Raw genomic sequence first — 15,106 nt, 5'->3', positions numbered from 1 at the left:
GGTGCATGCCAGCGGATTGAGGCGCGCGCCAGAGGGGTTGTGCCCGAAACGCACGACGCGAAATGTGCAAAGCGCCTAAGCTACAGCGATGTGGAATCGGCACAATGATCCCTCAGTTCTTCGAACAGTAGAACACGATTCATCGTACCGAACAGTAATTTGACGATCTTGACCTTGTCAACCGGCCAGTAGCTTCCCGGCGGTTACCCCGGCCACGGATGTGCCGTCGGCTCGATCGAGGCTGGACCACCAGTCGACTCCCGGCGTGGTTGTGCAGGCAAAGCATTGGTCTCCTCATGACAGCGCTGCATCAGGGATAGCAGACCTCGTCCGAGTGATGTTTCCAAATATGGGAAGGCGAACCAGTCCGCGTCCTGACCGTTTGCTACGACTGAACCTGCACCAACGATGCTGGTCGCTCCGTCGAAAACATATCCAAGGTTGAAGAAGCTTAGGGTTTGCGGGCACCACCGCCCGCATAGACATGTGCCGCCGGGACGGACCGCGACGTAGCGGTCAGCGCGCGGATTATCTACTGCGCGATGCCGACCCGAACCCACTCCGAAGCAAGAACGAAAAATGGCCCGGAACAATATGTTCCGGGCCTTTTCCCTTGTAGCGGGGACAGGATTTGAACCTGCGACCTCTGGGTTATGAGCCCAGCGAGCTACCGAGCTGCTCCACCCCGCGTCGGTAGAGACAACGCTACAGCATGGGGCGGCGCTTACCTAAACGGCAGGTGGGAGGGGTCAACCAGCGGGTAATCGGTGGCGGATGCGAGCATGGGGTATGCCGATTGCCACTAATGCCATTGCCCATGTGCGACTGACGGTTTGCGATATCGATCGGTCGCGGGCGTTCTACGAGAAGGTGTTCGGATGGCCGGTCGCGCTGGAGGTGCCCGCCGATGCGGACGAGGCGACGCGGCAGCAGTTCGGGTTCCTGTTCGGCGGGGTGATCTATCGGATGGAGCACGGGATGATCGGGTTGCGGCCGGTCGGCACCGATACCTTCGACGAAGACCGGGTCGGGCTCGATCATCTCGCGTTCCCGCTGAACTCACTGGCCGAATTGGAGGCTGCCGCAGCGCATCTCGATGCCTGCGGGGTCGCGCGCGAAGATATCAAGGACATCGGGTTCAGCTATATCCTCGAATTCCGGGATCCGGACAATATCGCGTTGGAACTGATCGTCCGCAAATAGGCTAGGCCGCCTTCACCACCTTCTGCACCGCCGCGACGAAGAACTGATCGAAGGCCGCCTGGTCGAGCGAATCATCCAGCGCGGCAACGCGAACCGCGACCGTGATGCCCCGGACCTCGGCGTAGCCCAGGTACGCGTTCTGTGTCAGTGGAGTACCGCTGGCGTCCGTCGTCGCGGTGCTGGTCGCGTGGTAGGCGATTGCATTCGCGCCATTCAGTTCCTGGGGCACAGGCTGACTCGTGACGCGCTGCGATGCGGTAACCTGGTGGCCATCGTAGGTCGCGACCACCTCGACCGAACCGCAGCGCTTATTGCCGTCGGCGATCCGTTGCAGATCTCCGGTCCGCCCGGAGACGAATTCGACAAAGATCTGGCCCGACTTACCGGTCGCCGCGGAGATGGCCGACTGCGCGAGCAGTTCCTTGGTCGCCGCTGCGAGATCCTGCTGCGTGGAACCACATTCCGCCGGTGTGAAGGTGGCATTCTGCTGGGTTGCGGTGAGATCGCCGACCGTCGACTGCAGCTGCTCCGGCGGCAGATCGAGTTTCTTTGTGCCCGCGGGGAATTCCTCCGGGGTCAGCACCAACTGTTCGCGAGGCGTGGTCGGCGCAGCGGAATTCGAGTGCTTCGCCGAGTCGTCGTTGCTGCTACAGCCCGCGACGAGTACCACACCCGCCGCCATTGCCACTGCCCACCGTGCGTTACGCAATTCGATCATGGTGCTGATCATGTCAGCTGTTGGCATGAGCACCCACTTGCGAAGGTATTTCAGAGCTCCGTGATCCGGGTTCGGTGGCGCTCCTGCAGCTCACGCGAGCGACGTAGATAGTCGAGGACGAGGCGCAGTTCCGCTGCGCTGTAGCGCGCGACCTCGCCCGCACCCTCCTCGGCAATCGGCCCGTAGATCCGCATGACCTTGGCCATCGCGGCGTCGGTAATGCGGATGACGACCTTGCGGCGGTCCCCCGGTTCCGGATGCCGCACGACGTAGTCGAGTTTGGCGAGACGGTCCAGCATGGTGGTCACGCTGCCGCTGGTCAGACCGAGTTCGGCGGCGAGAGCACCGGGTGTGGACTCGCCGTGCCACAAGATTTCCAGACAGCGAAGGTCGGTGCGGTTGACGCCGAGATTGGTCGCGGCAGCCTGGTCGACGGCGTCGACCGCGGCCTGGAGCGCCTGCGCTTCGCGGCCGAGCTCGGCGCGCAGTTCTGCCAACTCCAACTTTTCTCTTGACATTCAAGCCTCTTGATCGTCAAACTACCAATGCCTTGATAATCAAGATACAGCAGAGCCAAGAGAGATTTCGGGAGGCACACCATGAAGAAGGCGCTGATCATCGGGGGCGGGATCGCCGGGCCGGTCACCGCGATGGCATTGCAGCAGGCCGGACTCGAGCCGATTGTGTGCGAGGCATACGCGGAGGCGGCGGCCGAGCAGGTCGGCGCATATCTGACGGTGGCGGTGAACGGACTGTCGGCGCTGGCGCTGTTGAACGCGCATCACGTGGTCACCGAGATCGGACACCCGACCGCCACACTGTCGTTCGCGACCAGCGGCGGCAAGCACATCACCGATATGCCGATCGGCGGCACACTGCCCGACGGCACCGTCACGCACAGCATCAAGCGGCGCGATATGTATCGAGCGCTGAATACCGAAGCCGCGCGGCGCGGCGTGCGGTTCGAGTACAACAAGCGGCTGGTGGATGCGGCGTCGACCGAGCATGGCGTGCGTGCGACCTTCGCCGACGGCACCACGATGGACGCCGATGTACTGATCGGTGCCGATGGAATACGGTCTCGCACAAGAGAAATCATCGATTCGTCCGCCCCGCAGGCGCACTTCCTCGGCATCTACGGGCTCGGCGGATTCGTCACCGATCGGGCGCTGCATCGCGAATTCGGGCTGCGGCCCGGTGTGTACAGCATGATCTTCGGGAAGAAGGCGTTCTTCGGCTATTTCGTCACATCGGATGGCGAGATCTGGTGGTTCGCCAATATTCCTCGGACACAGCAGCTTTCATCGGCGCAGTCGGTGGACTGGCGAGCGCGACTCGTCGAATTGCTGTCAGTGGATCGCGGCCCGGCAGCCCGGATCGTCGCCGCCACAACGGATGACACCTTCGTACCCGCTTTCAACCAGTACGACATGCCGACGGTCACCAAGTGGCACAACGACAATATGGTCATTGTCGGCGATGCCGCGCATGCCGTGGCCTCGTCCTCAGGCCAGGGCGTATCCATGGCGGTGGAAGATGCCCTGACACTGGCGATCTGCCTGCGCGACATCCCGGATACCGCCGCGGCCTTGGCCGCCTTCGAGAATCGTCGCCGAGAACGCGTCGAGAAGGTGGTCGCCTATGGCGCGGAAACCAGTAGCGACAAGGCATCCAACGGATTCGCCCGGATGCTGGTCCGCCTGCTCACGCCATACTTCCTGAAGAAGGCTGCCAAGGCCGGTGTCGCACCGCTGAACTGGATGTTCGACTACCGGATCGATTGGACAGCACCGGCGGTGCAACGCTGACGGCTTCCCCGATGACACAAACCCGCGTGACGTCATCATTGGATATCCGACAGCTCAGTAGGTAATCGAGAGATCGGTCTGGCGGACAGCCGAACGTGGCGTGGGTGAAAGCGTCTTGTGCAAACTGGTGCGCATGGTCGTGGCCGAGTCGAGCAGATAGTTCTGCCGCACCTTCCACGGATGCCGGTCACCCTGACGTGGGAAGTCGCCGATCGCGCGCTGAATATAGCCCGACGCCAGATCGAGCAGCGGGCGCTCGTCGAGCTTGCCTTCCGGCTTCGGCACCACGGCCGCATAGTCGTTGCGGTCCAGGTGATTGATGACCTTGCAGACCAGCCGCGAGGTCAGGTCGGCGCGCAGCGTCCATGAGGCATTCGTGTACCCGATGCAGACCGCGAAATTCGGTACACCGGTGAGCATCGCACCCTGCCAGACGAATTGTTCCGACAGGTTCACCGCCGCTCCGTCGACCTGCGGCGCGATGCCACCGAAGGCCAGCAATTGCAGCCCGGTCGCGGTGACCACGATGTCCGCCTCCAGGATTCGACCGGACTTCAGCCGAATTCCCTCGGGCACAAAGGATTCGATGTGGTCGGTGACGACCTGCGCCTTCCCCTTCTTCATCGCCTTGAAGAAATCGGCATCCGGTACGGCACACAGCCGCTGATCCCAGGGGTCGTACTTCGGCGTGAAGTGTTCGGCAACGGCCTTCTCATCCCTGAGGATTCGTGCCGTCAGACCGGTGAGCAGTTTGCGCGCGGCCTCCGGACGCCGACGGCAGTACTGATAGAAACCGATGCTGAACAGGATGTTCTTGGTGCGGATCACGCGGTGCGCCAACTGTGGCGGCAGCAGCTCGCGGATCTTGTCGGCCTGCTTGTCCCGGCCGGGAACGGCGCTGATCCAGGTCGGCGAGCGCTGCAACATCGTCACCGATTCGGCCTGATCGGCCATCGCGGGCACCAGCGTGACCGCCGTCGCACCACTGCCGATGACCACGACGCGCTTGCCCGCGTAGTCGAGATCCTCGGGCCAGAACTGTGGATGCACGACTTGTCCGGCGAAGGAGTCCATGCCCGGGAAATCCGGGGAGTGGCCCTGGTCGTAGTTGTAGTACCCGGCGCAGGCGTAGAGGAAATTGCAAGTCAGCGTGCGCTGCGTGATGTCGCCTGCAGCATCGCGCTGCTCGAGGGTGAGCGTCCAGCACGCCGATGCGGTGGACCAGTCGGCCCCGACCACCTTGGTGCCATAGCGGATGTGCCGGTCGATGCCGAATTCCGCGGCCGTCTCCTCGACGTAGCGCAGGATGGCCCGACCGTCGGCGATCGACTTCGCATCCCGCCACGGCTTGAACGGATAGCCGAGGGTGAACATATCCGAATCCGAGCGAATTCCGGGATAGCGGAACAGATCCCACGTCCCACCCAGCGATTCGCGCGCCTCCAGCACGGCATAGGTTTTGCCCGGACATTCGGTCTGTAGCCGATACGCTGCGCCGATGCCGGATAGCCCGGCACCGACGATCACGACATCGAGGTGGTCCGGAACTACGGCGATCTCGGGCCCACCCGTCACCCGACCACCGCCCCTCATCGAATCGCTGCGCGATGCTGGACTCATTGTTCCAGTCTGGGAGGACAGTGGACCGATTTCTTGACTTTGCGCGACAAGTATTTGATTCTGGGCGACATGTCGGCGATTCGGTCCGCGGGGTTGCGCGGATTTCGCGCGACGGTGGCCGAGCTGGGCGGGAACGCCGAGGAGTTCGCCACCGCCGCCGGGCTGCCGATCGCCGCTCTAGATGCCGATGATCTGCTGGTACCGGATCAGGCGGTCGCTGCGGCGCTGGAGCTGGCCGCGCAGCGGCTCGACTGTCCCGACCTCGGACTGCGCATTTCGCATCGACAGGATCTGGATATGCTCGGCCCGCTGGCCTTGGCCATCCGGAATTCGCCGACGCTCGCCGATGCCCTCGAATGCTGTTCGCGCTATCTGTTCCTGCACGCGCGGTCGCTCAGCCTGACGCTCGAACCCGACCCCTATGGTGACCGCAGCGTGACCGCCCTGCGCTATGGCGTCCAACCCGGCGGGCCCACACCCGTCCAAGGCACCGATCTCGGACTCGCCTTCGTGCACCGCACATTTCAACGGCTGGTGGACGAACGCTACGGGCTGCGCTCGGTCGAACTGCCGTACCGGCCCGCCGCGCCGATCCGTGTCTATGAGGAGTTTTTCGGCGCACCCGTGCGCGTCGAGCGTCCCGCGGCGGCATTGCGAGTGCCGATCAGCCTGGCGACCCGGCCGCTGAGCGGCGGCGATGAGAATCTGCATCGCTTGGCCATGGCATTCCTGGCCGAACAGTCCGGCGGCGCGGATGCCGCCATCGCACCGAAGGTCCGTGCCGCCGTACAACAACTACTGGGTACTACTCCGCCGGAAATCACCGCCGTGGCAAGACTTTTGACGATCCATCCACGCACCCTGCAGCGTCGCCTGGCTGCCGAGGCCACTTCCTTCGCCACCATCCTCGATACGGTCCGCCGCGACGAAGCCCGCCGTTACCTGACAACCACCGATATGCCGATGAGTCAGGTCGCCTCGCTGATCGGACTGTCCGAACAGGCCACCTTCACCCGATGCTCCCGAAGATGGTGGGGCACAACGCCTACCGCTGTTCGACGCGAGGGCGCGCAGCACCGGCTACCGCAGTAGACCGACCGTCTCTTTGGTCGCCTCCGCGACCAAAGCATTGTCCGCCTGGGCATCTGGGCTGGAGTGGGTGGTCAGTACCGCAATCACGATCGGCCCGGCACTACCGGCGGGCCATGTGACGGCGACATCGTTGGCCGAGCCGTAGTCGCCGGTTCCGGTCTTGTCGCCGGTCTTCCAATCATTGGGCAGGCCGGCGCGAATGCGAGCGGCGCCGGTGGTGGTGGCGATCAGCCAGGCCGTCAACTGCTCGCGCTCAGGTGCGGCGAGTGCGTCGCCGACTGTCAGTGCCCGATAGTCGGCCGCGATTGCAGCGGGCGTGGTGGTGTCGCGCTCGTCGCCGGGGATGGCGGTATTGAGCGTGGGCTCCGTGCGGTCCAGTCGGGAGACCTGATCGCCGATGGACCGCAAGAACTGTGTCAGCGCCTGCGGGCCGCCGAGCAGTTTCAGCAGCTCATTGCCCGCTGCATTATCGCTGCGGGTAATCGCCGCATCGCACAGTTCCGACACCGACATACCGCTGTCGATCCGGGTGCCGGTGACCGCCGAACCACCCGCGGCTGCCGCATCCGCTTCGGTGAAATGGATGATTTGATCGAAATACCCTGTGGCAAGCGGATGTTCGTGCAATAGCGCGGCACATGCGAGCGTCTTGAATGTCGACATCATCGCGAACCGCTCGTCCTGACGGAAGCCGACGGTCCTCCCCGAACCGGTATCGACGGCGAAGACCCCGAGCCTGGCCTGATGCTGCTGTTCGATGCCAGCCAACTGGCCCACGCGAGGCGGCGTTGGGTCCGGATCTTTCGACTCGGTCCCACATGCACCGAGTAGCACCGTCGCCACCAGGGCGAGCCCGATGCGAGCCGAGCCCCGCCCGCGTCTACCGATCTTTTTGACATCCTCCCGTCCGTGAACGACCGGGATTCCTCCTGCGGCACCATGTGCCGCTCCGGTGGGTTCCTGTTTCACAGGGACTCGCCTCCCGCTAGGCGGCAGGACTTACTGTCCCTCCGCAGGCGTTTAACCTCTCGGCGCGTCCCGCCGCGAGAATGTTGACTGCCGCGTTCAGATCGCGGTCGTGGATGGTGCCGCACGGGCACGTCCACTCCCGGACATGCAATGGCTTCTTCCCGCTGAGCGCCCCGCACACTGAGCACAGTTGCGTTGACGGGAACCAGCGGTCGACCTTCGCGAAATACCGCCCGGTCCGCCCAGCTTTCTCCTCCAACATCCGGGCAAACATGCCCCACCCGGCGTCGTGGACAGATTTCGCCATCCTGGTGCGGGCCAGACCCTTGACGCACAGATCCTCGACGAACACCGCTTGGTTGTCGCGGATGATCATCGTGGACTGCTTGTGCGCCCAATCCCGGCGCGTGTCGGCGACCTTGGCGTGAGCCTTGGCGACCCTCAGCCGAGCTTTCGCCCGGTTCGCCGAGCCCTTTTCCTTGCGGGACAACGCCTTCTGCGCTCTCCGTAACCGGCGTTCCGCCTGCCGCAGGAACCGTGGCGACTCGATCCGCTTCCCATCCGACAGGACCGCGAACGTCGACAACCCCAGGTCGATACCCACCTCGGAATCGACCGGCGGCAACGGCTGATCGTCCACCTGCACCACGAACGACGCGAAGTATCGCCCCGCCGCGTCCCTGATCACGGTCACCGAAGACGGTTCGGACGGCAGTTCCCGTGACCACTGGACAGCCAATTCGCCGACCTTCGCCACATACAGCTGCCCACTCGGACGCAGCGAAAACCCGTTGCGGGTCAACCGGATCGACTGCCGGTTGTCCTTGCGAGACCGGAAACGCGGCGCGCCCAGCCTGGAGCCCTTGCGCTTGCCCGATAGGGAATCGAACCAGTTCCGGTACCCTGCCCGCGCATCCCGGCACGCCTGCACGAGCACCACCGATGCCACCTCTGCCAGCCACGCCCGCTCCGGACTGCGCTTCGCCAACGTGACCACCCGGCGCTGAATCTCGGTGTCGGACACCTTCACACCGGCGGAATGTGCTTCCTGCCGCACCCGCAGGCAATCGTTGTACACCACCCGCGCGCACCCGAACGCCCGCGCCAACGCAATCTGCTGGCCCGGCGTCGGATAGACGCGGAAGTCGTACCGTAGCTGCACAATTCGATCGTATCAATGGTCTATGGTTTCGAATTCGGACTACAGACGCGGGCGCAGTGCCGTTTCCGCGATGCATGTTCATTTGGTCTTCGTCACCAAATACCGACGTGGCGTGCTCACCGAAGAACTGCTCACCACCTGCGAGCACATGATGCGCGACGTGTGCACCGACTTCGAGTGCGAGCTGGTCGAGTTCAACGGCGACCACGACCATGTGCACCTGCTGATCGAATATCCACCCAAGGTCGCGGTGTCCAAGCTGGTGAACAGCCTCGAGGGGGTGTCCGCTCGTCGCCTGCGTGACGAATACCGTGGTTGGGTGAACCGGCACAGCATGAACGGGCACTTCTGGTCTCCGAGCTATTTCGCTGCCTCCTGCGGCGGCGCCCCACTGTCGATCATCCAGCAATACATCGAGCAGCAGCAACGGCCGCCCCGTACCCCAGGAAGACCGAAGTTGATGCGCTAACCCGGCCCTGAAGGACCGGGCTTGCGCGCTACGTTTCTCGGTCATGGCCACACGACAACACAGTGCCGATCGGCCTGTCCAAGACCGACGCGGCCGAAAGCCGATATCGGAATCGATATCGCCGCACCGTACAGGCCCGACTGAGGTATCGGAGGCACCGAAAATCAGGCAGCAGTCACGCGCAGCACCGCCTTACCGAGGGCACGCGCTTGTGCCTCGCGTTCCGAACCGCTGACGACGACTTCATCGGCCGCCGGTCGAGGTGCCACCGCGCTAGCAAGGATCGATGAACATCGAATAGTCAAGGAATGAACGAGCCGTTCGCCGGATGCCCGCGTATGCTCCCTGGTCCGGGAGGTCGGGTCAGTGCAGTTTTCAGTATTGGGTGAGGTCTGCGGGTGGCGTGGGGAGACGCCACTCGAATTGGGACCTCCGCAACGTCGCGCGGTACTGGCCGCGTTATTGCTGCGTGCCGGAAAGTCGGTCACCGCAGCGGAATTGGTGGAAGGGATCTGGGGCGAGGATCCGGTGCCACGCGCCATTGCCGCGCTGCGCACCCATGTCGCGCAATTGCGCCGGGTGCTGGAACCCGATCGGATTTCGCGAGCGCCGTCGACGGTGTTGGTCTCGGTCGGTGACGGTTACGCCTTGCGCATCCCGCCGGGCTCGACCGATGTCGAGGAGGTCGAGGCCCTGGTGTCCACGGCCGAACGGGTGCGCGGCGAAACGCCGGACGCGGCACGCGAGGCCTTGATCGACGCACTCGCCCGCTGGCGTGGGCCCGCGCTGAGCGGATTGGCCGGACCTTTCGCCGAGCGACACCGCACCCGGCTCGAGCAGTGGCGCTTGGCGATTCTCGAAGACCGGCTCGCCCTCGATATCGAGGTCGGCCGCGCCGCCGACGCGGTCGCCGAATTGGGTCCGCTTATCGATGAGCATCCGTTGCGCGAACGGTTCCGCGCACTGCTCATGGCCGCGCTGTATCACTGCGGCCGCCAAGCCGAGGCGCTCGAGGTGTTCGCACGGGCGCGCCGCGATCTGGTAGATGGGATCGGCGTCGAACCCGGTCCGGAGCTGACCGCGATGCACGAACGCATCCTGCGCGCCGAAATGCCGACACCACGACCGAACGGCTACGGTCCGGAGCCGGTCGTGCCCGCGCAACTGCCGCCGGATATCGCCGATTTCACCGGCCGCGAGCAACTGGTCGAGCACATTGCCGAGCAGTTGACCGGCGGCGGCAGTGCGGTCGCCATCTCCGCGGTCGGCGGCATGGGCGGCGTCGGCAAGACCACCCTGGCCCTGCATGTGGCCCATCACGTGCGCAATCGCTTCCCGGACGGACAACTGTATGTGAACCTGCGCGGCGTCGATCCGGTGCCGACCTCACCCGGTGACGCACTCGGCGGATTCCTGCGTGCGCTCGGCATCGCGGAGGGCCAGATTCCGGGCACTGTCGACGATCGCGCGGCCGAACTGCGCACCCGCCTGTCGGGTAAGCGCATGCTGATCGTGCTCGACAATGCCCGTGGCAGTGCGCAATTGACACCGCTGCTCGCAGGCACACCCGGCACCGCGGTGCTGATCACCAGTCGTTCGGCGCTGACCGAGATGCCCGCCGTGCGCCGGACTCGCCTAGATGTACTGGAGCGCGACGAGGCCATGGCATTGCTGATCCGCATTCTCGGCCCGGAACGCGTTGCGGCCGAGGAAAGCGCGGCACGGCAGGTCGTCGCGCTGTGCGGCTGCCTGCCGTTGGCGGTCCGCATTGTGGGTGCGCGACTTGCGGTGCGACCGCAATGGACGATCGGATCGTTCGCCGCTCGACTGGCCGACGAGAAGGGTCGGCTCGCGGTGCTGGAGACCGGTGAGCTCGGGGTGGAGGCCGCATTCCGGCTCGGCTACGGGCAGCTGAACGAGCAGCAGGCCAAGGCTTTTCGCACGCTCGCGCTCGTCGATTTCCCGGATCTGCCGGTCGATGGCGTTGCCGCGGTGCTCGGCATCGCGGAGTCCGAAGCTGAGCGGATATGCGAATCGCTGGTCGACCTGAGCCTGCTCGAGACGACGGTGCCCGGCCGCTACCGATTCCACGATCTGCTGCGTCTTTTCGCCCAGAGCATCGCCGACGAGGACGAGTCCGCGGTGCTGGTCCGGCTGCTCGATTACTACCTCGCGGGTGCGAAGAACCTGTTGAGCGCCATCGACTACAGCAACACCACGCGCCTGTTGATCCCGACCACGGTGCCCGGGCGACGGTTCGCCAGCGGCGCCGAGGGACAGGTCTGGAACGACGTCGAACGACCGGTGGTGATCGCGCTGCACCGGCAGGCCGCCAGGGTCGGTGGCCGCGCACTGCAGGCGGCGGCGGATCTGGCCTGGGTGATGGCCGAACTGATGGACGCGGGCACCCGCGCCAGGGAACTGTCCGAAGCGCTGACGGCCTTGCTGGACACCGCAATTCGCGAGTCGCACGCGAGCGAACGCCGCATCCGGGTCGCGCTCGGCGCGCTGCTGCAGGTCGGGCTCGGCGAGGTCGCGGCGAGTCTGAAATATCTCGATGCGGCGGCCGGGCCCCCCACGGACGACGCCGATCGCCGGATCGCGGTGCTCTCGGAGGTCCTGCTCGGCATTGCCGATCGACGACTCGGCGATGTCGAAACATCGCGTCGGCATTTCGAGAATGCGATGCGCTTCGCCCGTGAACTCGGTGACCGGTCGATGCAGGCCTGGTGTCTGGCCTTGGTCACCCGAACCTATTGCGAGGCAGGGCGATACGACGAGGCGGTCGATATCGCGGACCGGGCCATCGCGCTGGCGCAGGCGTCATCGAATCCGGTCGCACTCGGTTGGGCCACCCACGAATTGGCGGCCACGCTATCGATGCGCGACGAGCACGAGCGCGCACTCGAACTCGGCCGCGATGCCGTGCGGATCGCGCAGCGCAATGGTGTGCGACTCTGGGAGGGCTGGGCACGAACCAGATTGGCGCAGATCCAGCTGCGCGCCGGCAATGTGGCGGATGCGGAAAACCAAGCCGCAGAGGCAGTCCGGCTGCTCACCAAGGCCGCCGATCCGATCGATCGAGCGCGTGCCCTGGCTCTGCATGCGAGCGCGTTGGCCGCACAGGGACGCACCGGTCCGGCCGCGGCGGAGTTCGGTGAGGCCGCCGAGATCTTCCGGCGCGCGGGGCTGGCGCCGCCCACCATCGACCGGCTGTTCAGTGCCGCGCCGACCGCTGACGTCGCGGATTAGGCGGCGTTTATTCAACGTTTATCGGGCACTGATGGTTGCCTGGAATTCTCTGGGTCGATGCGATCGCCGTTCTGGGTGTCACCGTGCGGACGCGCTATATACCGACTTGTGTGCGAGGGGTACGCAAGGCGTATCGACATGTCCAACCGCGGTTTTCTGATCGACAGGTTCACCCGACCGCGGACGTCGCATCGACAGCGGCTGCGGGCCCGCCGGGTCCGGTCCACGCAGTCCGCGCACGCCGTGGTCGCCCCGGCAGCACCGGTTGCCGGTGCGCCCGGTCCATCACCTTTCTGAAAGAACTCCGAGTCGCAATCGCGAGGTCCGACGAGTCCGTGACATGCCGGACGAACTCCTTGTCGCGGCCCCGACCGTCTTCGGTGACGCGAATCTGGTCACCGCAAGTAGATTTCCGGCGACCATGCCCGAAGCTGCTGAACCCTAACGATATTCGGAACTCTCGATATCGAATCGGCAGCCTGCATCCGATTCGGATCGCTGGATACCGTGGGCGGGAATTCCGCGGTTGTCCTTCACGCAGCAGGTTCCACCGATTGCCGGGTGCACGGAGTGACGAATCTGTTCATCGCGGGCAGTTCGGTGTTCCCGACCACCGGCCATGCGAATCCGCCCCTGACGATCGTGGCGCTGGCAGTTCGGCTAGCTGATACTTTGCGGACTTTCGCATAGTCTGCGGCTTATGGACAAGACGCCCGGTTCGCCACACCCGCACGAACCGCATCGTGAGGGTCTGGCGTCGAGGCTGAACTGGTTGCGCGCGGGGGTACTCGGGGCGAACGATGGCATTGTTTCGACCGCGGGTCTGGTTGTCGGCGTCGCCGCGGCGACGACCAGCGCCGCGGCCATTTTCACCGCGGGCATCGCCGGACTCACCGCAGGTGCGATCTCCATGGCCGTCGGCGAATACGTTTCGGTGAGCACACAGCGGGATTCCGAGCGTGCGCTACTGGCCAAGGAACGCACGGAACTCAAGGAAGAACCGGACTTCGAATTGGCCGAACTGGCCGATATCTATCGATCGAAGGGTCTGACACCGGAGACGGCGCGCAAAGTGGCCGAGGAGCTGACCGCGCACGACGCCTTCCTCGCCCACGCCGAGGCCGAACTGGGTCTGGATCCGCGCGAGTTGACCAATCCGTGGGCCGCGGCCGCTTCCTCGGCGGTCGCGTTCACCCTGGGTGCGCTGCTGCCGCTGTTGGCGATCATCCTGCCGCCGACCACGGCGCGCATTCCGGTGACATTCGCGGCGGTACTGATCGCCCTGGCGATCACCGGGTCGGTCAGCGCGCGGCTCGGCGGTAGTAATCGCGCACGCGCGGTATTGCGGGTGGTGATCGGTGGTGCGCTGGCTATGGCGGTCACCTATGGCATCGGACAATTGGCGGATGTCGCCGGGATATGAGGACGGGCCGAAGGAACCCTCGGCCCGTCCTGTTTCATCGCGTCGGCGTCAGTAGTAATGCCGCCGACCGCCGACCGGGTGCCGCCCCACCGACCCGACGAGGGCCAGTACCGCACCGATGATCAGCAATATGATTCCGGCCGTGGTGAGCAGACCGATGCCGAGTAGATACCCGACAATGAGAAGTATCAAGCCGAGGATGATCATCGTTCTTTCCTTTACTTGGTCGTCTTGACCGTTGTGCGGCCGGATGTTTCGACCGGCGTCGACCCGCTGGGCTGCTGGCGCATGAACCGATTCCAGCTCCAGGCCGGCTTACCGCCCTGCGGCGGGGTGACCTGCGCGGCGGGTTTGGTCGCGGGTGGTGTCGCGGCGGACGGTGGTGCCGCCGCCGGTGGCGTGCTTCGACGCTGATCGGCAGCCTTTGCCTTGGCCTTTTCCTGGGCCGCCAACTCCCGGCGCGACTGCCGCAGATCGCGCCGTGCGGCGCTGCTGCGGCGGGAACTACGCCAGACGCCCGCGAGTAGCAGGCTCAGGCCGAGCATCCCGATCGCTCCGATCGCGATCCCGTAGAGGAAAAGTTCCCCCGCGGAAGCGGTGAAGTGATAGTCGAATACCCCGAAATCGCTGGGTGACGTACGAACTTCGCCCGTATTGGCCGCCACTCCGGCAACGCCGATAATTACCGCGCCGATGAGAACGACGAGCCCGATGATAATGATCATGACAATCCCGTTGCGCTGGTTGATATTACCTTCTGGCTATGCCCGGTAATTCCGAAATCAAACACCGGTCCGGCGCGGCGTTTGGAAACTGCCGATTCGGTTATCCGCCGAACCGAAGGACAGCCACCTACAAGGAGGTCGTGATGACCTATACCTTCGATATGACCGATTACTCCGACGAGCGCGCCGTCGTCGCCGAACGCGCGCTCTACAACCTCGGCGGTGTGCAATCGGTCGATGTCGACCGCACCTCGGAAACCATCACCGTAAATTCCACCCTTTCCTACGGTGAAGTACTCGACGCGATCCGCTCCGCGGGCGTGGGCGCGAAGTAGGCGGACCTGGTGTATTCGCTCGGGCTGGTCCCGCGCACGCGTTTGAATGCCGTGCTGAATCCGAAGGCATCCGCGTAGCCGACCCGGCGGGCCACCGCACTCACGGTGGCGCCGGGTGCGGTCAGCAGGTCCGCGGCGATCGTCATCCGCCAATCCGTCAGGTAAGCCAGCGGCGGTTCACCGACCAGTTCGGCGAACCGCTTGGCGAGTGTGGTGCGCGAGACCCCGGCGACGGCGGCCAAAGTAGTGAGTGTCCATGGCGCGCCAGGTGTTTCGTGCATCGCCCGCAATACCGGACCGACCACATCATCGCTCACGACCGCCACCCGC

Annotated in this window: 15 protein-coding genes, 1 tRNA gene and 1 pseudogene; 8 read left to right on the top strand and 9 right to left on the bottom strand. The window is 64.7% G+C overall.

Annotation, left to right across the window (positions count from 1 at the left end; all coding sequences use genetic code 11):
• Nucleotides 1-616 precede the first annotated feature (616 nt).
• Nucleotides 617-690, bottom strand: a tRNA-Met gene (locus OIE68_RS38675).
• 99 nt (nt 691-789) lie between these two features.
• Here OIE68_RS38675 and OIE68_RS38670 point away from each other — a divergent pair.
• Nucleotides 790-1,203: a VOC family protein gene (locus OIE68_RS38670; RefSeq protein WP_327095840.1), complete on the top strand. Its 414-nt coding sequence runs from the start codon at nt 790-792 to the stop codon at nt 1,201-1,203.
• Nucleotide 1,204: 1 nt separating this feature from the next.
• Here the strand turns inward: OIE68_RS38670 and OIE68_RS38665 are convergent, their stop codons facing one another.
• The gene (locus tag OIE68_RS38665) at nt 1,205-1,948 is read right to left on the bottom strand and encodes a hypothetical protein (RefSeq protein WP_327095839.1); all 744 of its coding nucleotides are present in this window, start codon (nt 1,946-1,948) and stop codon (nt 1,205-1,207) included.
• Between the two features lie 23 nt (nt 1,949-1,971).
• Nucleotides 1,972-2,439 carry a MarR family winged helix-turn-helix transcriptional regulator gene (locus OIE68_RS38660; RefSeq protein ID WP_327095838.1) on the bottom strand — a complete coding sequence of 156 codons (468 nt, stop codon included), beginning with the start codon at nt 2,437-2,439 and terminating at the stop codon, nt 1,972-1,974.
• A gap of 81 nt (nt 2,440-2,520) precedes the next feature.
• Between OIE68_RS38660 and OIE68_RS38655 the strand changes: the two genes are divergently transcribed.
• Nucleotides 2,521-3,729: an FAD-dependent oxidoreductase gene (locus tag OIE68_RS38655; RefSeq protein ID WP_327095837.1), complete on the top strand. Its 1,209-nt coding sequence runs from the start codon at nt 2,521-2,523 to the stop codon at nt 3,727-3,729.
• 54 nt (nt 3,730-3,783) lie between these two features.
• Here OIE68_RS38655 and OIE68_RS38650 read toward each other — a convergent pair whose 3' ends face one another.
• Nucleotides 3,784-5,322, bottom strand: coding sequence for an NAD(P)/FAD-dependent oxidoreductase (locus OIE68_RS38650; protein WP_327101976.1), 1,539 nt, complete (start codon nt 5,320-5,322; stop codon nt 3,784-3,786).
• A gap of 60 nt (nt 5,323-5,382) precedes the next feature.
• Between OIE68_RS38650 and OIE68_RS38645 the strand changes: the two genes are divergently transcribed.
• On the top strand, nt 5,383-6,441 hold the full coding sequence (locus OIE68_RS38645) for an AraC family transcriptional regulator (protein WP_327095836.1): 1,059 nt from the start codon (nt 5,383-5,385) through the stop codon (nt 6,439-6,441).
• Here the strand turns inward: OIE68_RS38645 and bla are convergent.
• Nucleotides 6,430-7,218, bottom strand: a complete 789-nt coding sequence (gene bla, locus OIE68_RS38640; protein WP_327095835.1) for a class A beta-lactamase — start codon at nt 7,216-7,218, stop codon at nt 6,430-6,432. The genes OIE68_RS38645 and bla overlap by 12 nt on opposite strands.
• Before the next feature lie 208 nt (nt 7,219-7,426).
• Nucleotides 7,427-8,572, bottom strand: coding sequence for an RNA-guided endonuclease TnpB family protein (locus OIE68_RS38635; protein WP_327095834.1), 1,146 nt, complete (start codon nt 8,570-8,572; stop codon nt 7,427-7,429).
• Nucleotides 8,573-8,594: 22 nt separating this feature from the next.
• On the opposite strand from OIE68_RS38635, the gene tnpA reads away from it, so the two are divergent.
• The 4 genes from tnpA (at nt 8,595) to OIE68_RS38615 (ending at nt 13,716) form a co-directional block, all read left to right on the top strand.
• On the top strand, nt 8,595-9,041 hold the full coding sequence (gene tnpA, locus OIE68_RS38630; protein WP_327095833.1) for an IS200/IS605 family transposase: 447 nt from the start codon (nt 8,595-8,597) through the stop codon (nt 9,039-9,041).
• Between the two features lie 366 nt (nt 9,042-9,407).
• Nucleotides 9,408-12,293 (top strand): AfsR/SARP family transcriptional regulator, encoded by a 2,886-nt coding sequence (locus OIE68_RS38625; RefSeq protein WP_327095832.1) that lies wholly within the window; start codon nt 9,408-9,410, stop codon nt 12,291-12,293.
• Nucleotides 12,294-12,800: 507 nt separating this feature from the next.
• Complete coding sequence (locus OIE68_RS38620; protein ID WP_419150623.1) at nt 12,801-12,983, top strand: GMC oxidoreductase; 183 nt, start codon at nt 12,801-12,803, stop codon at nt 12,981-12,983.
• 10 nt (nt 12,984-12,993) lie between these two features.
• Nucleotides 12,994-13,716 (top strand): VIT family protein, encoded by a 723-nt coding sequence (locus OIE68_RS38615; protein ID WP_327095831.1) that lies wholly within the window; start codon nt 12,994-12,996, stop codon nt 13,714-13,716.
• Nucleotides 13,717-13,764: 48 nt separating this feature from the next.
• Here the strand turns inward: OIE68_RS38615 and OIE68_RS38610 are convergent, their stop codons facing one another.
• Together OIE68_RS38610 and OIE68_RS38605 are read right to left on the bottom strand one after the other, a co-directional pair.
• Nucleotides 13,765-13,923 (bottom strand): hypothetical protein, encoded by a 159-nt coding sequence (locus tag OIE68_RS38610; RefSeq protein WP_327095830.1) that lies wholly within the window; start codon nt 13,921-13,923, stop codon nt 13,765-13,767.
• 11 nt (nt 13,924-13,934) lie between these two features.
• A complete protein-coding gene (locus OIE68_RS38605; RefSeq protein WP_327095829.1) occupies nt 13,935-14,441 on the bottom strand; it encodes a hypothetical protein in 507 nt (168 codons plus the stop codon).
• Between the two features lie 143 nt (nt 14,442-14,584).
• On the opposite strand from OIE68_RS38605, the gene OIE68_RS38600 reads away from it, so the two are divergent.
• The gene (locus OIE68_RS38600) at nt 14,585-14,776 is read left to right on the top strand and encodes a heavy-metal-associated domain-containing protein (RefSeq protein ID WP_062990687.1); all 192 of its coding nucleotides are present in this window, start codon (nt 14,585-14,587) and stop codon (nt 14,774-14,776) included.
• Here OIE68_RS38600 and OIE68_RS47255 read toward each other — a convergent pair.
• Nucleotides 14,725-15,099 (bottom strand): annotated as a pseudogene (locus OIE68_RS47255) (helix-turn-helix transcriptional regulator); the annotation flags it as partial. The gene OIE68_RS38600 and the pseudogene OIE68_RS47255 sit on opposite strands and share 52 nt — an antisense overlap.
• Nucleotides 15,100-15,106: the final 7 nt, after the last annotated feature.

Origin of the sequence: Nocardia vinacea, assembly GCF_035920345.1 — a bacterium.
Classification (GTDB): Bacteria; Actinomycetota; Actinomycetes; order Mycobacteriales; family Mycobacteriaceae; genus Nocardia; species Nocardia vinacea_A.
This window is presented reverse-complemented; position numbering and strand designations above follow the sequence as displayed.

Bases quoted from the DNA above. Each gene is read 5' to 3' on its own strand.
- OIE68_RS38670 (WP_327095840.1), top strand. From the start codon at position 790: ATGCCGATTGCCACTAATGCCATTGCCCATGTGCGACTGACGGTTTGC.
- OIE68_RS38665 (WP_327095839.1), bottom strand. From the start codon at position 1,948: ATGCCAACAGCTGACATGATCAGCACCATGATCGAATTGCGTAACGCA.
- OIE68_RS38660 (WP_327095838.1), bottom strand. From the start codon at position 2,439: ATGTCAAGAGAAAAGTTGGAGTTGGCAGAACTGCGCGCCGAGCTCGGC.
- OIE68_RS38655 (WP_327095837.1), top strand. From the start codon at position 2,521: ATGAAGAAGGCGCTGATCATCGGGGGCGGGATCGCCGGGCCGGTCACC.
- OIE68_RS38650 (WP_327101976.1), bottom strand. From the start codon at position 5,322: ATGAGGGGCGGTGGTCGGGTGACGGGTGGGCCCGAGATCGCCGTAGTT.
- tnpA (WP_327095833.1), top strand. From the start codon at position 8,595: ATGGTTTCGAATTCGGACTACAGACGCGGGCGCAGTGCCGTTTCCGCG.
- OIE68_RS38615 (WP_327095831.1), top strand. From the start codon at position 12,994: ATGGACAAGACGCCCGGTTCGCCACACCCGCACGAACCGCATCGTGAG.
- OIE68_RS38610 (WP_327095830.1), bottom strand. From the start codon at position 13,923: ATGATCATCCTCGGCTTGATACTTCTCATTGTCGGGTATCTACTCGGC.
- OIE68_RS38605 (WP_327095829.1), bottom strand. From the start codon at position 14,441: ATGATCATTATCATCGGGCTCGTCGTTCTCATCGGCGCGGTAATTATC.
- OIE68_RS38600 (WP_062990687.1), top strand. From the start codon at position 14,585: ATGACCTATACCTTCGATATGACCGATTACTCCGACGAGCGCGCCGTC.